Source organism: Bradyrhizobium genomosp. III (assembly GCF_000261705.1).
Classification (GTDB): Bacteria; Pseudomonadota; Alphaproteobacteria; order Rhizobiales; family Xanthobacteraceae; genus Bradyrhizobium; species Bradyrhizobium ottawaense.
This window is the reverse complement of sequence record NZ_AJQF01000452.1, coordinates 1-13789: the sequence shown is the minus strand read 5'-3', so window position 1 is coordinate 13789 and position 13789 is coordinate 1. Positions and strand designations below refer to the sequence as shown.

Here is a 13789-nt window from a genome sequence, read left to right as displayed (position 1 = left end):
GGCGGCCCCCAGCCGATGACGGTCGCTTCCACCGCGATGCCGGCCTCGTGGTTCTGCCAGCGTCCCTCGACATAGCGGCAGGCGAACGGCAGCTGGTACGTTCCGCTGTGGTCCTCGCACAGCACTTCGAGCGCAAGCCCCGGCGGTGGTTCTCCGGCGCCGTCGAATTCCGCCAGTCGTCTATCGCGCGTTGCCATTCCAAAAATCTCCCCTAAACAAAGCCGCGGAACAGCGCCCACTTCTTCCGCGTGCCGATCATCGTTCCCCGTCCAAGGGAACGATGCAAGCTCAACGCGAGAATGCGGTACGAGTGTGGTAGCCCTGAGTGGCTGTGCGCAAAAAGCGCACATTGCCGTGATCGATTGGACGAGGAACCTCTCATGCTGCTTCGAAACGCCGGCATTTGTTTCGCAATATTGCTGCTCGCAACGCTGGCGAATGCGCAGGTGCACGCGCAGGACGTGCCCGGCATCGAGATCTGCACGGTCGAGAAGACCATGGAGCGGCGCACCAGCTGCCTGCAGAGCAATGTCGACTTCCTGCAGAAGACGATCACCAAGCTCACGCTCGACCACCAGCAGAAGCTGGATGCAGCAAACCGCCAGATCGACGCGTTGAAGACGAACCTCGCGGGCCTGCAGAAGACGCTTCTCGATCTCCAGGCCGCCCAGGTGAAGACGGCCGAGGATCTGAAGAAGAAGCAGGACGCGCCGCCGGCGAAGGACGCGAAATGAGCGCGCCGGTCACGTCACGCGATATCGCTCCATCACGTCCCGATCGGGCTCATAACCGAGCCCGGGTCCCGAAGGCACCGCGACATGGCCGGTGGCATCGCTATCCGCGCGGCCGCCCCAGAGGCAGGCCTCGCGCTTGAGATAGAACATCTCGACCAGCCCGTCGTCGCGTGTCGCGAGGAGATGCAGCGTCGCGAGCAGACCCGGACCGAAATACGGGGAGTGCGGAACGATCTCGACGCCGAGCTGATCGGCGAGCGCCGCGACCTTCAGAAATTCCGTGATGCCGCCGACCTTGGTCACCGACGGCTGGGCGTGGCTCACCGCGCCCGCCTCCATCATCTGGCGGAATTGATATTCCGTGCAGGCATTCTCGCCGGCGGCGATCCCGAGCCCGCCTTTGCTTCGGACCTCGGCGAGCGCGGCGAAGTTTTCGGGCGGCCACACCGGCTCCTCCAGAAACATCGGCCGCGCGTCCCGACATGAGGTTGCGAACGCGATCGCCTGCTCGGCCGTGAGCGGACAGTTCATGTCGACCATCAGCGGAATGGTCGGCCCGATCGCCTCCCGCGCGGCGAACACCGCAGGCGCCGTGGTCTCGTGCAGCTTGATTGCGCCATAGCCGAGCGCCAGCGCCTTCCTGCATTCGGCCGCGATGTGGGGGGGGGAGCCGATCCGCAGCAGGCTCGCATAGGCGGGAATGGCCGTGCGCCTGGTCTCGCCGAGCAGGCGATGCAGGGGCACGCCCTCGACCTTGGCAGCAAGGTCCCAGAGCGCGATGTCGAGCCCCGAGATCGCGAACATGGTGATGCCGTAGCGGCCGAACAGATGCAGATTGCGCTGGATCTGCTCCATCGCGGCGGGGATGCCGGCGGCATCGGGCACCTTCAGCCCGCGGGCCTGCGGCGCGATCATCTCCTCGACGGCGCTGCGCGTGGTGCGCGGGCAGACATAGGCGAACGCATCGCCCCAGCCGGTCAGCCCGGCGTCGGTGGTGACCTCGACGAGCACCATGTCGAGCGCGGTGATCGCGGATGCGCCCTGGCGGAAGCTCGCAACGCCGGCGTCATAGGGGATGCGGATATGGTGTGCCCGCACATCGGTGATTTCCATGACGCGGGTTCCTCTTTCTCGTGAGCGGTTTCCAAACAGTCTAGCCGCGAACGCCAGGGCGTTGCCAGTGGCCATTCCCGGACTATCCTCCCGCGAGGACAGCAATGCCGATCAAGCGAAGCCGGCGCCGACGGCGCATCATCGTCACGCTTCGAACGAGGGTTGAGCCGCCATGAACCCTGCCCAGCGCGCGCTCTGGTATATCGAGAGCCATCTGGCCGAGCCGATGACGCTCGACGAGATCGCTGCGATCTCGGGCGTGTCGCGGTTCCACATCGTGCGCGCGTTTGCCGCAGCCACCGGACTTCCGGTGATGCGCTATTTGCGCGCGCGGCGGCTGACAGAGGCGGCGCGTCTTCTCGCGAACGGCGCGCCTGATATCCTCAGCGTCGCGCTGGAGGCCGACTACGGCTCGCACGAAGCTTTCACCCGCGCGTTCCGCGACCAATTCGGCACCACGCCCGAAGCGGTCAGGGCGGCAATGTCCGCCAATGACCTCAAGCTTCAGGAGCCGATCCTCATGGACTCCACCATGCTCGACCATCTCGCCCCGCCGCGCTTCGAGACCGCGCGGGCGTTGCTCGTCGCCGGTCCCGGCGAGCGCATCTCTTGCGACAACGGCGCCGTCATCCCCGGCCTGTGGCACCGCTTTCATCAGGAGGTCGCCGATATTCCCTCGAGGGTCGGACAGGTCGCCTACGGCGTCTGCTGCAACGGCGACGATTCCGGCAATTTCGACTACATCGCTGGCGTCGAGGTCGCCGAGTTCTCGGACCTGCCGCGACGCTTCGCCCGCATCCGCATCCCCGAGCAGCGCTATGCCGTGTTCACGCATACCGAGCACGTCGCCTCGATCCGCCGCACCGTCAACACGATCTGGAATCGATGGCTGCCCGCCTCGGGTTTGACGGCCGCGGACGCGCCGAGTTTCGAGCGCTACGACGAGGCGTTCGATCCCGCAACCGGCAATGGCGGCTTCGAGATCTGGCTGCCGGTGAAGCCGTAGGCTTCCGCAACGCTGGCATACCATCCCGCTTGCTTGGCAAGCCGGGGTGTCTTTGTCATAACCGCAGGCAAATCTTGCGTGTGGGGCCCGTGCCGGACATCCCGTGCAAGTCATAACAATCAGCCGGGAGGGGCCCCAATGTCCACCGCCACGTCCAACGTCCGCGTTCTCGCCACCGACCTCGAATTTCCCGAAGGGCCGGTCGTGATGCCTGATGGTTCGGTGGTGCTGGTGGAGATCCGCGGCCAGCGCCTGACGCGCGTTTATCCCGACGGCCGCAAGGAGATCGTCGCGAAAATTCCGGGCGGGCCGAACGGCGCCGCGCTTGGCCCCGACGGCAAGATCTACATCTGCAACAATGGCGGCTTCTCCTGGATCCCGACCCGCAACATGATCATGCCGGGCCCGCAGCCCGACGATTACCTCGGCGGCTCGATCCAGCGCGTCGATCTGCAATCCGGCAAGGTCGAGACCGTCGTCACCAGATGCGGCGCGCACGATCTGCGCGGGCCGAACGATCTGGTGTTCGACAAGCAGGGCGGCCTGTGGTTCTCCGATCTCGGCAAGCGCCGCGCCCGCGAAATGGACGTCGGCGGCATGTACTACCTCAAGCCTGGGATGACCGAGCTGGTCGAGGTCGTGCACGGCATATTGCCGGCGAACGGCATCGGGCTGTCGCCGGATGAGAATACCGTCTACATCGCGGAGACGCCGACCGGCCGGCTCTGGGCCTACGAGCTCTCCGCGCCCGGCACGCTGAAGCCGCGCGACGTGATCTATCGCGGCGAGCGCGGCAAGCCGATCTGCGGCCTCGGCGGCTACCAGATGTTCGACTCGCTCGCGGTGGAAGCCGGCGGCAATGTCTGCGTCGCCACCCTCGTTTCCGGCTGCATCTCGGTGATCGCGCCGGACGGCACGCTGGTCGAGCAGGTCCCGACCGGCGACCGCGTCACCACCAACATCGCCTTCGGCGGCTCCGGGCTGAAGACCGCCTATATCACGCTATCGGGCAAGGGCGAGCTCGTCGCCATGGACTGGCCGCGTGGCGGTTTGCCGTTGAACTTTTTGAACAAGTGAATGTATCTGGACGAGCCGTGCCAATACATCCGTCGTCATTCCGGGATGCGTGCGCCGGCACGCAGGCCCGGAATCCATAACCCCGAGCGGTGGTTATGGATTCCGGGCTCGCCGCTTCGCGTCGCCCCGGAATGACAGCAGTCAATATGGAGTGAGAAATGCCCTGGCCCGATCCCATCACCCTGCGTGGACAGCACGCCCGTCTCGAGCCGCTGTCGCAGCAGCATCTCGACGGGCTGGTGACGGCCGTGAAGGATGGCGAGCTGTCAAAGCTCTGGTACACCGCGATCCCGCTGCCGGACAACATGGCCAAGGAGATCGACCGGCGCCTGGGGCTGCAGGCTGCGGGCTCGATGCTGCCGTTCACCGTGTTCGACGCCGGCGGCAACATCGTCGGCATGACCACTTACATGAACATCGATGCCGCCAACCGCCGCGTCGAGATCGGCTCGACCTGGTACGGCAAGAGCGCGCAGCGCGGCCCGCTCAACACGCAGTGCAAGCTCTTGCTGCTGCGCCACGCCTTCGAGACGCTGAACTGCATCGCGGTCGAATTCCGCACCCACTTCTTCAACCACCAGAGCCGCCGCGCCATCGAGCGCCTCGGCGCCAAACAGGACGGCATTTTGCGCAGCCACCAGGTCGCGCCGAACGGCAGCTTGCGCGACACTGTGGTCTACAGCATCACCGCCGCCGAATGGCCGACGGTGCAGACGCATCTGGAATTTCAACTCAACGACAAGCCGCGCTAGGAGCGGCCGAGGCACCATGGACAGATTTGATTATGTGATCGTCGGCGCGGGCTCTGCGGGTTGCGTGCTCACCAGCCGGCTGAGCGAAGACCCCAACGTCAGCGTCTGCGTGCTGGAAGCCGGCCCGTCCGACTGGCATCCCTACATCCATCTGCCGGCGGGCTTCATCAAGACCTTCCACATGAAGAGCATCAACTGGGCCTATCAGCAGGAGCCGGGGCCCTGGACCGGCGGGCGCAGCATCTATGCGCCGCGTGGCAAGACGCTCGGTGGCTCCTCCTCGATCAACGGCCACATCTACAACCGCGGCCAGCGCATGGATTTCGACACCTGGGCGCAGATGGGCAATCGCGGCTGGGGCTATACCGACGTGCTGCCTTACTTCAAGCGGCTGGAGAAGCGGGTCGGCGAGGGCGACAGCACCTTCCGCGGCCGCGACGGCAAGCTCACGGTCACGACCATGGAGTGGCGCGACCCGCTCTGCGAGGCCTTCATGGAAGGCGCGGTCTCGCTCGGCATCCCGCGCAACCCCGACTACAACGGCGCCAAGCAAGAGGGCGTCTCGTACTGCCAGCGCACCATCGACAAGGGCCTGCGCGTCTCCGGCTCGACCGCCTTCCTCAAGCCCGCGATGAAGCGGCCCAACGTGCATGTGCACACCCATGCGCATGCCACCGAGATCATCTTCGAGGGCAAGCGCGCCGTCGGCGTGCGCTACACCAAGGGCGGCCGCGGCGGCACGCCGGTGGAGGTGCGCGCCAACAAGGAAGTCATCCTGTCCGGCGGCACCTATAATTCGCCGCAACTGCTGCAGCTCTCCGGCGTCGGCTCGCCCGATCTGCTGCAGCAGCACGGCATCGCGGTCCGTCACGCGCTGCCGGTCGGTGAAGGCCTGCAGGACCACTACGCCCCCCGCACGGTGGCGCGCGTCAAAGACATCAAGACCATCAACGAGCTCCGCCGCGGTGTCTCGCTGTGGATCGAGGCGCTGAAATGGGCGACCGCGCGCCGCGGCCTGCTCTCGCTGTCGCCGACCATGGTTTATTGCTTCTGGCACTCCGGCGAGAGTGCCGACTCATCCGACCTCCAGCTCACCTTCACGCCGGCGTCCTACAAGGAAGGCGTGCAGGGCCAGCTCGAAGACGAGCCCGGCATGACGGTGGCGTCCTGGCAGCAGCGCCCGGAGAGCCGCGGCTATGTCCGCATCCGCTCCAATGATCCGTTCGCGCCGCCGATCATCCAGACCAATTATCTGGACGCCGAGCTCGATCGCCGCGTCATCGTCGGCGGCATGAAGCTCGCGCGGCGCCTGCTCAAGAGTGCGCCGCTCTCGCCCTATTACGCCTACGAGGATTTCCCCGGTCCCAACATCAACACCGACGACGAGTTTTTGGCGGCCGCCACCGAGCGCGGTACCACCACCTTCCACCCCGGCTGCACCTGCCGCATGGGCCCGGCGGATTCCACCTGGGCGGTCGTCGACGACCAGCTCCGCGTCCACGGCCTCGAAGGCCTCCGCGTCATCGACGCCTCCGTGATGCCGCGCATGATCTCGGCCAACTTGAATGCGTCGACGATGATGATCGCGGATCGTGCCTCGGACCTGATCCGCGGCAAGGCGCCGATGGAAGCGGCGCGCGTGCCCGATGCGGCGGTGGCGTGAAAGGCACGGTGGCGTAGGGTGGGTTAGCTAGCGGGCTGCGCGAAGCGCAGTTCGCTGGCGTAACCCACCACTTCTGCCGATGCGGAAACGGAAGAGGTGGGTTACGCTGACGCTAACCCACCCTACGAGCTATTTTGTAGCTACAAGATATTGACAGACGGCTAAATCGTAGCTACATTAAAGGCAATGAAGATCGTCTGGGACGAACCGAAGCGGCTCGCCAACTTCGACAAGCACGGGCTGGACTTTGCCGATCTCAACGAAGCGTTCTTCGACACCGCGCTGGTCATTCCCTCGCACAACAAGAGCAAGCGCTGGATCGCGGTCGGCGTGAGCATCCGTGGCGTCATTGTTGTCGTATTCGCCCGGCTCGGCCGCGAGGGCGTCAGCATCATCAGCATGCGACCGGCAAGCCGCAGCGAAAGGAAACTCTATGCCGAACGCTAGGAAGAAGTCAGGCTACACAAAGAGGGACCTGCGCGCAGTCAGCGATAATCCGGAGCTGACAAAGGCGGACTTTGCCAAGGCGCGACCGTTTGCCGAGGTCTTCCCAGATCTCGGCGCATCCATCCGGAAGGGCCGCGGCCCGAACAAGGCGCCGACGAAGAAGCTCGTCTCGTTGCGCCTCAGCCCGGAGGTGGTCGAGCATTTCAAGTCGACCGGGCCGGGCTGGCAATCGCGGATCGACGAGACCTTGCGCAAGGCGGTCAAGCGCAAGGCGCCGTGATGGCCGAGATGGGCGATGCGGAGGGATGTTGCCCCGATCTTCGGGGGAAGCCTGAACAATCCATCTTTCGTGTCCCGTCGGGCAAAACACCCGCAACCCGTCAACCCCTTCTCGCAAAAATATTCCACTTTACCGAAATTCGGAATTGCGGCATACATCGAAGCAGCCCGGCCCGACGAAGAGGGGCGGTTCGCGAGTCGTTCGAAACGCGGGCCGGGTTGCGGTGGACGCGGCAGCGTCGTGCGCGAGAGGCGTGGGCAGGGCGGGTAGTCCCTGTGAGCCCGAGGCTTCGTGCGGACGAGCGGCGCTGAAGTCCGGCGAAGCCTCTTGGCGAAGCCGGATGAGCTGCGTACGGCAAAACCGTGTGGTCCTGGCCGTCGTTGCTACGGTCAAGCCTGTCGCGGAGATGTGCGCGAGCCCAACCGGGCAGACGGCATCATCCAATTCGCGGGGCGAGGGCGGCCAGAGGGAAAGTTCGGCTCCCGGGAGATCACGGTATAAGCCGTCCGACCATCGCGCAGGGAAGGCCGTGTGTTCGGCCGCACCTGTATGCCGCTGTGCAGTCCTTTTGCGCTATCTGCGCACAGCGGACCGCGGGTGCCAAGCCGGCACCCGGCCTTCCCTGCGCCCTCTTTCCTTGGGGGCGACGGAGAGAGCAAAGCTCGGGCGAGATGCGTCGCGAGGCTGCGAAGGTGTGTCTGCGATTCAAAATGCGAGTCGGAAGGGCAACTGCTGCCTCATACTCCGTCATTGCGAGCGCAGCTAAGCAATCCAGACTGTCACCGCGGAGGGATTCCGGATTGCTTCGCTGCGCTCGCAATGACGGTGTGGAGAAAGCGGCGCACCGAACTCTACTCTCGTGCCCCGGACGCAGCGCAGCGTCTCTTGACGGTGCGCTGCAGAGCCGGGGCCCATGTCGCCGCATTGTACCGTGTCGCCTACTGGGTCCCGGCTCTGCGCAGCAGCGTTGCACGCTGCAGCGCGTCCGGGACACGGGAAGGTCACACTTCCCGTCTGCTCAAAAATGCCAGCCGCTCGAACAGATGCACGTCCTGCTCGTTCTTCAGCAGCGCGCCGTGCAGCGGCGGGATCAGCTTGCGCGGGTCGCGCTCGCGCAGCTGCTCGACGCTCATGTCCTCGTTGAGCAGCAGCTTGAGCCAGTCCAGAAGCTCCGACGTGGACGGCTTCTTCTTCAGGCCGGGCACCTCGCGCACCTCGAAGAAGATGCGCAGCGCTTCCTCGACCAGGCGCTTCTTGATGCCGGGGAAGTGGACGTCGACGATGCGGCCCATCGTGTCGGCGTCGGGGAACTTGATGTAGTGGAAGAAGCAGCGGCGCAGGAACGCGTCCGGCAGCTCCTTCTCGTTGTTGGAGGTGATCATCATGATCGGGCGCTGCTTGGCCTTGATCGTCTCGCCGGTCTCGTAGACATGGAATTCCATGCGGTCGAGCTCGAGCAGGAGGTCGTTCGGGAATTCGATGTCGGCCTTGTCGATCTCGTCGATCAAGAGCACCGGCCGCTGCTCGGCGGTGAAGGCGTCCCACAGCTTGCCGCGCTTGATGTAGTTCTTGATGTCAGACACCCTGCTATCACCGAGCTGGCTGTCGCGCAGGCGCGACACCGCGTCGTATTCGTAGAGGCCCTGCTGCGCCTTGGTGGTGGACTTGATGTGCCAGGTCAGCAGCGGCGCGTTCAGAGCCTTCGCGACTTCCTCCGCCAGCACCGTCTTGCCGGTGCCGGGCTCACCCTTGATGAGGAGCGGGCGCTCGAGCACGATCGAGGCATTGACGGCGACCTTGAGATCGTCGGTCGCAACATAGTCCTTGGTGCCGGTAAATTTCATCGCGTGTCCTTGGGTCATCGTCGGCGAGAGGCGTCGGCCCCGTCGCGACAAGCGAACGGCCGCTCGCGGCGGCTGTTCCTGGTTCGGTCAGGCTTTCAGACCCGTTTTATCAGCGAAAGGATGACGAGCACAATCACCGCGCCGATCGTGGCGTCCACGATGGCGCCGACCGTGCCCGTTGCCAGCTGGATGTGCAGCTGGGGCAACACCCAGCTTGCGACCAGCGCACCGATGATGCCGACGACGATGTTGCCGATCAGTCCAAATCCCGCCCCGTGGACAATCTTGCCCGCAAGCCAGCCCGCGATCGCACCGATGATGAGTGCTGCGACAATTCCCATTGCAAACGTCCCCAAAACAACCCCGTGAGGGCCCCAATTCTAGAGCAAAAAGCTTCGCGGTCCAGCACCCCGCGGCGGTCTCCGCCCCTTGACGTCAGCCACCCGACGGGCAATCTGTCACCCATGTTCCTGCAATTCTTCACTTCTCTGCGCGATGCGCAGGTCCCCGTGACGCTGCGCGAATACCTCACGCTGATGGAGGCGCTCGACGCTGACCTGTCGGATTATTCGGTGGAGAATTTCTACTACCTGTCGCGCACCTCGCTGGTGAAGGACGAGCGCAACCTCGACAAGTTCGACCGCGTCTTCGGCACGGTGTTCAAGGGGCTGGAAAACCTGCTCGACGCCATGGAGAAGGCGGAGATCCCCGAGGAGTGGCTGAAGAAGCTCGCCGAAAAATACCTGACTGACGAAGAGAAGAAGCAGATCGAGGCCATGGGCTGGGACAAGCTCATGGAGACCCTGAAGAAGCGCCTCGAAGAGCAGAAGGGGCGGCACCAGGGGGGCTCGAAGTGGATCGGCACCGCCGGCACCTCGCCGTTCGGCGCCCACGGTTACAATCCCGAGGGCGTGCGCATCGGCCAGGAGAAGAACCGCAACAACCGCGCCGTGAAGGTGTGGGACAAGCGCGAGTTCAAGGACCTCGACGGCAATGTCGAGCTCGGCATCCGCAACATCAAGGTGGCGCTGCGCCGCCTGCGCAAATTCGCGCGCACCGGCGCACCCGACGAGCTCGATCTCGACACCACCATCCGCGAGACCGCCAATCACGGCTATCTCGACGTCCACATGCGCCCCGAGCGGCGCAATGCGGTGAAGCTTTTGGTGTTCTTCGACATCGGCGGCTCCATGGACGCGCATATCGAGCAGGTCGAGGAGCTGTTCTCGGCGGCGAAGAGCGAGTTCAAGCACATGGAGTATTTCTACTTCCACAACTGCCTCTATGAGGGCGTGTGGAAGCAGAACAAGCGCCGCTTCACCGACCGCACGCCGACCTGGGACGTGTTGCACAAATACCCGCACGACTACAAGATCGTGTTCGTCGGCGATGCGTCGATGAGCCCGTACGAGATCATGGTGCCCGGCGGCTCGGTCGAGCATGTCAACGAGGAGCCGGGCTCGGTCTGGCTCGACCGCATCATCCGCACCTATCCGCATGCGGTGTGGCTCAATCCGGTCGCTCAGAAGCATTGGGACTATTCGGAATCGACCACAATCATCAAACGCATTTTTGCGAACCGCATGTACCCGATCACGATCGAGGGGCTTGAGGGTGCGATGAAGGAATTGACGCACTAGCTTCTCGTCATTCCGGGGCGCCCGAAGGGCGAGCCCGGAATCCATCGGGCCGCAGTGCGTGTAGAGGAATGGATTCCGGGCTCGCGCTGCGCGCGCCCCGGAATGACAACAAGAGGGAGAACCACATGCCCCAAAACATCACCCGCGGCATCAAGGCGCTGATCGACGAGGCCAATGCCGAGATCGAGACGCTCAACGCCAAGGACGCCATCGAGATCTCCAAGAATGGCGACGTCGTCATCGTCGACATCCGCGACCCTCGCGAGATCGAGCGCGACGGTCGCATCCCCGGCGCGTTCGCCTGCACGCGCGGCATGCTGGAATTCTGGATCGACCCGCAGAGCCCCTACGCCAAGCCGGTCTTCCAGGAGGACAAGAAGTTCGTCTTCCACTGCGCCGGGGGCCTGCGCTCCGCACTCGCGGCCAAGACCGCGCAGGACATGGGCCTGAAGCCCGTCGCCCACATCGCCGGCGGCTACGCCGCCTGGCGCGATGCCGGTGGGCCGACGGAAGCGTGGGAGCCGAAGAAGAAGGGGTGAATTGGATACCGCGCGTACCACACACTCCGTCATGGCCGGGCCTGTCCCGGCCATCCACGTTCTTGCTCGCGCGCCGAAAGACGTGGATGCCCGGGACAAGCCCGGGCATGACGACCGACAAAGTTGCCAGAGAGTACATCAATGACTGACACCCCCACCGACCCCCTCGTCTCCACCGAATGGCTCGCCGCGCACATCAACGACGCCAACGTCAAAGTGCTCGACGCCAGCTTCAAGCTGCCGGGCGTGCTGCCGTTGCCCAAGGACGATTATCTCGCCGCGCACCTGCCCGGCGCCGTGTTCTTCGACGTCGATGCGGTGTCGGATCATTCCAACCCGCTGCCGCACATGTATCCGAGCGCCGAGCAGTTCGGCCGTGACATCGGCAATCTCGGCATCTCCAACGCCGACACCGTCGTGCTCTACGATGCCGGCGGCTGGGTCGCCGCGCCCCGCGCCTGGTGGATGTTCCTGGCCTTCGGCCATGACAACGTGCGCATCCTCAATGGCGGCCTGAAGAAGTGGCGGGCCGAGGGGCGAGCGGTCGAGAGCGGCGAGGTGAAGCCGAAGCCAGCGACGTTCAAGGCGAGCTACGATTCAAATCGCGTGCGCAGCATGCAGCAGCTGATCGCCAATGTGGAAAGCCGTGCCGAGCAGGTGATCGACGCGCGCGCCGCCGACCGCTTCGAGGGCCGCGCCCCCGAGCCGCGCGCAGGCATTCGCTCCGGCCACATCCCCGGCGCCCGCAACGTGCCCTACAATCAGCTGTTCGATGCCGCGACCGGCACGATGAAGCCGCTCGATGAACTGCGCGCCGCCTTCACGAGCGCCGGTGTCAAGCTCGATGCGCCGATCGTGACGAGCTGCGGCTCGGGCGTCTCAGCCGGGGTGCTGACGCTCGCGCTCTATCGCCTTGGGATCACCGACACCGCGCTCTATGACGGCTCCTGGTCGGAATGGGGCCAGGAGGGCGGCCCGGCCATCGCGACCGGGCCGGCATGAGCGTCACGATGACGGTGCGCGCCCTCGCGCTCTCCACGCCTTGAGCGCGCGCCTCGAAGGATGGCCACAAGCGAAATCGCTCCCGCAAGCGGGGCGCGGTGAAGATCACCGCGTGCGCGTTGTCGTCGTCGCAAACGTCTGCGGCTGGCCGAACGGATCGAGCTGCTGCTGCAACTGCTGAGGCGGCGGACGACGCACCACGCGATGCCGCTTCTTGGCCTTCGCCTTGCGCTTGGTCGCCTTGTCGTCGGCCTTGGTATCTGCCTTGCTCTCGGTCTTGGCCTTCGCCGGCGCATCCTTCACGGCCGTCGTCGCCGGCTCGTTCAAAGCGGCCAGCTTGGCCGAGGCGGCATCGAGTGCGGAGGAGGCCACGGCCGCGCTGGGATCGACCGGCGCTGGCTCGCTGGCGGTCGCGGCAGGCTCGGCCGCGGGGATCGACGCCGTGGTGTCGGCCGGGGTGAGCGTGTCGGCGGGCGCCGGCGCTGCGGCCTCCGTCGTCGTCTCGGCCTTCGTTGTCTCGGCCTTCGTTGTCTCGGCCTTGGCCGGTTCTGCGACCGGGACGTCAGCCGGAGGTGCCGCGACCTGGGACTGGGCCTCGGTCGTCAGCACGGCGACCTGGTCGGGCTCGCTTTCGGGCAGTCCAATGGTCGGCACCTTGTCGCGCAGCGACGGCTCGGGCTCGGCGGTCGGCTCCGGCTCCGCGCGGAGGACCGCGAGCACCGGCTGGGCCGGCTCGGGAGCCTGCGCGAACACCTGCTCCTGCGGGCCGTTCCGCCAGGAGGGGTTGCTGACATACTGCTCGTGGCTCGCCCGCAGCAGTGCGGCGGCGCCCAGGCCGAACACCAGGATGGAGACTGACAGCAGGATCGCGGCAAACAGGAAGCGAAAGCCGGGAAGCATCGAGCGATTGCGAATTTCCGCCCCGGCGGCGAAGAGGCCAGGGCCCAAGAGCCATCTGAACGCGGTGACGGTACTGTTTGCCGCGTTCGCCACGCGGGGATCGGGAGCTCAAATGGGCGGCGAATCAGGCTGATTCGAACATACCGCAACGATTCCGACCCGTTCCGCAAAAAACGGGGCCGAAGACTCCGGCAATCGACGCCATGAGCTGATTTCCGCCCCGTGATGCAACGGGGCAACGGTAGTCTTGCGGATCACAAATCGGCAGGTCCCGCGCAAATAAGCCTGATATGTCTTGAATGTGCCGCTATCTTCGGCCATCTGGCCGTTAACGGTCCGATCGGGCTTGGGGACTATACAAGAGCGATGATGATCAAACATTTTCTGACGATATGCGCTGCCGCAACAGTCGCTGCGGCGGGAACCTCGCTCGCGCAGGCTCAGAGCTATCCGGTTCAGCAGGCACCGAGCTACGGCGCCCCGGCCGAATATCGGCCCGGCGACCGCACGCCGAATTTCGACGCGCTGGAAGATGACGACGACGCGATGCCGCAGGCATCGTTGCCGCCGCCCGGCCCGGCCGACGATCCGCGCTATGGCCGTCCGGTCGGTGCTCCCCCGGTCTACTCGGCCGCGCCGCCGCAGGGTCCGGTGATGTCGCCGGATGATCCGCGTTATGGCCGCCCGACTGGGGCGCCGGTCTATTCGGCCGCACCGTCGCAGGGCCCCGTGATGTCGCCCGACGATCCCCGCTACGGCCGCCCCGCGGGTCCGCCGCCAGTGATCTATGCC

At 65.2% G+C, this 13789-nt stretch carries 15 protein-coding genes and 1 pseudogene; 11 read left to right on the top strand and 5 right to left on the bottom strand.

Translation table 11 applies throughout. From position 1 onward, the window contains the following. On the bottom strand, positions 1 to 197 hold a 197-nt coding region (locus IC66_RS0136140), incomplete at its 3' end, for a hypothetical protein (RefSeq protein ID WP_038950875.1). A 183-nt stretch (positions 198 to 380) separates the two neighbouring features. Here IC66_RS0136140 and IC66_RS0136135 point away from each other — a divergent pair. Next, on the top strand, positions 381 to 734 hold the full coding sequence (locus IC66_RS0136135) for a hypothetical protein (RefSeq protein WP_038950874.1): 354 nt from the start codon (positions 381 to 383) through the stop codon (positions 732 to 734). Positions 735 to 743: 9 nt separating this feature from the next. On the opposite strand, the gene IC66_RS0136130 is transcribed toward IC66_RS0136135, so the two are convergent. Beyond that, positions 744 to 1847: a mandelate racemase/muconate lactonizing enzyme family protein gene (locus IC66_RS0136130; RefSeq protein WP_038950873.1), complete on the bottom strand. Its 1104-nt coding sequence runs from the start codon at positions 1845 to 1847 to the stop codon at positions 744 to 746. A 172-nt stretch (positions 1848 to 2019) separates the two neighbouring features. Here IC66_RS0136130 and IC66_RS0136125 point away from each other — a divergent pair, with 172 nt between their 5' ends. The 6 genes from IC66_RS0136125 to IC66_RS0136100 all read left to right on the top strand — a co-directional run bounded on the left by IC66_RS0136125 (position 2020) and on the right by IC66_RS0136100 (position 7072). Then, positions 2020 to 2853 carry an AraC family transcriptional regulator gene (locus tag IC66_RS0136125; RefSeq protein ID WP_038950872.1) on the top strand — a complete coding sequence of 278 codons (834 nt, stop codon included), beginning with the start codon at positions 2020 to 2022 and terminating at the stop codon, positions 2851 to 2853. A 138-nt stretch (positions 2854 to 2991) separates the two neighbouring features. Then, a complete protein-coding gene (locus IC66_RS0136120) occupies positions 2992 to 3930 on the top strand; it encodes an SMP-30/gluconolactonase/LRE family protein (RefSeq protein WP_038950870.1) in 939 nt (312 codons plus the stop codon). Between the two features lie 158 nt (positions 3931 to 4088). Further along, positions 4089 to 4682 (top strand): GNAT family N-acetyltransferase, encoded by a 594-nt coding sequence (locus IC66_RS0136115; RefSeq protein WP_038950869.1) that lies wholly within the window; start codon positions 4089 to 4091, stop codon positions 4680 to 4682. 16 nt (positions 4683 to 4698) lie between these two features. Beyond that, positions 4699 to 6345: a GMC family oxidoreductase gene (locus IC66_RS0136110; protein WP_038950868.1), complete on the top strand. Its 1647-nt coding sequence runs from the start codon at positions 4699 to 4701 to the stop codon at positions 6343 to 6345. A gap of 186 nt (positions 6346 to 6531) precedes the next feature. Then, entirely contained in the window at positions 6532 to 6792 is a 261-nt protein-coding gene (locus IC66_RS0136105) for a BrnT family toxin (RefSeq protein ID WP_028145614.1), read from the top strand. After that, positions 6779 to 7072 (top strand): BrnA antitoxin family protein, encoded by a 294-nt coding sequence (locus IC66_RS0136100; RefSeq protein ID WP_028145613.1) that lies wholly within the window; start codon positions 6779 to 6781, stop codon positions 7070 to 7072. The genes IC66_RS0136105 and IC66_RS0136100 overlap by 14 nt, the downstream gene beginning before the upstream one ends. A 1001-nt stretch (positions 7073 to 8073) precedes the next feature. Here the strand turns inward: IC66_RS0136100 and IC66_RS0136095 are convergent. Both IC66_RS0136095 and IC66_RS0136090 read right to left on the bottom strand, forming a co-directional pair. After that, positions 8074 to 8916, bottom strand: a complete 843-nt coding sequence (locus IC66_RS0136095) for an AAA family ATPase (RefSeq protein WP_028145612.1) — start codon at positions 8914 to 8916, stop codon at positions 8074 to 8076. Between the two features lie 95 nt (positions 8917 to 9011). Next, entirely contained in the window at positions 9012 to 9257 is a 246-nt protein-coding gene (locus tag IC66_RS0136090) for a GlsB/YeaQ/YmgE family stress response membrane protein (protein WP_018318587.1), read from the bottom strand. Positions 9258 to 9380: 123 nt separating this feature from the next. Between IC66_RS0136090 and IC66_RS0136085 the strand changes: the two genes are divergently transcribed. The 3 genes from IC66_RS0136085 (at position 9381) to sseA (ending at position 12097) form a co-directional block, all read left to right on the top strand. Continuing rightward, the gene (locus IC66_RS0136085) at positions 9381 to 10556 is read left to right on the top strand and encodes a vWA domain-containing protein (protein WP_028145611.1); all 1176 of its coding nucleotides are present in this window, start codon (positions 9381 to 9383) and stop codon (positions 10554 to 10556) included. A gap of 125 nt (positions 10557 to 10681) precedes the next feature. Continuing rightward, complete coding sequence (locus IC66_RS0136080) at positions 10682 to 11095, top strand: rhodanese-like domain-containing protein (protein WP_028145610.1); 414 nt, start codon at positions 10682 to 10684, stop codon at positions 11093 to 11095. A 141-nt stretch (positions 11096 to 11236) separates the two neighbouring features. After that, complete coding sequence (gene sseA / locus IC66_RS0136075) at positions 11237 to 12097, top strand: 3-mercaptopyruvate sulfurtransferase (protein ID WP_038950867.1); 861 nt, start codon at positions 11237 to 11239, stop codon at positions 12095 to 12097. A 105-nt stretch (positions 12098 to 12202) separates the two neighbouring features. On the opposite strand, the gene IC66_RS0136070 is transcribed toward sseA, so the two are convergent. Continuing rightward, positions 12203 to 12997, bottom strand: a complete 795-nt coding sequence (locus tag IC66_RS0136070) for a hypothetical protein (RefSeq protein WP_038950866.1) — start codon at positions 12995 to 12997, stop codon at positions 12203 to 12205. A gap of 369 nt (positions 12998 to 13366) precedes the next feature. On the opposite strand from IC66_RS0136070, the pseudogene IC66_RS0136065 reads away from it, so the two are divergent. Continuing rightward, positions 13367 to 13789 (top strand): annotated as a pseudogene (locus IC66_RS0136065) (L,D-transpeptidase); the annotation flags it as partial.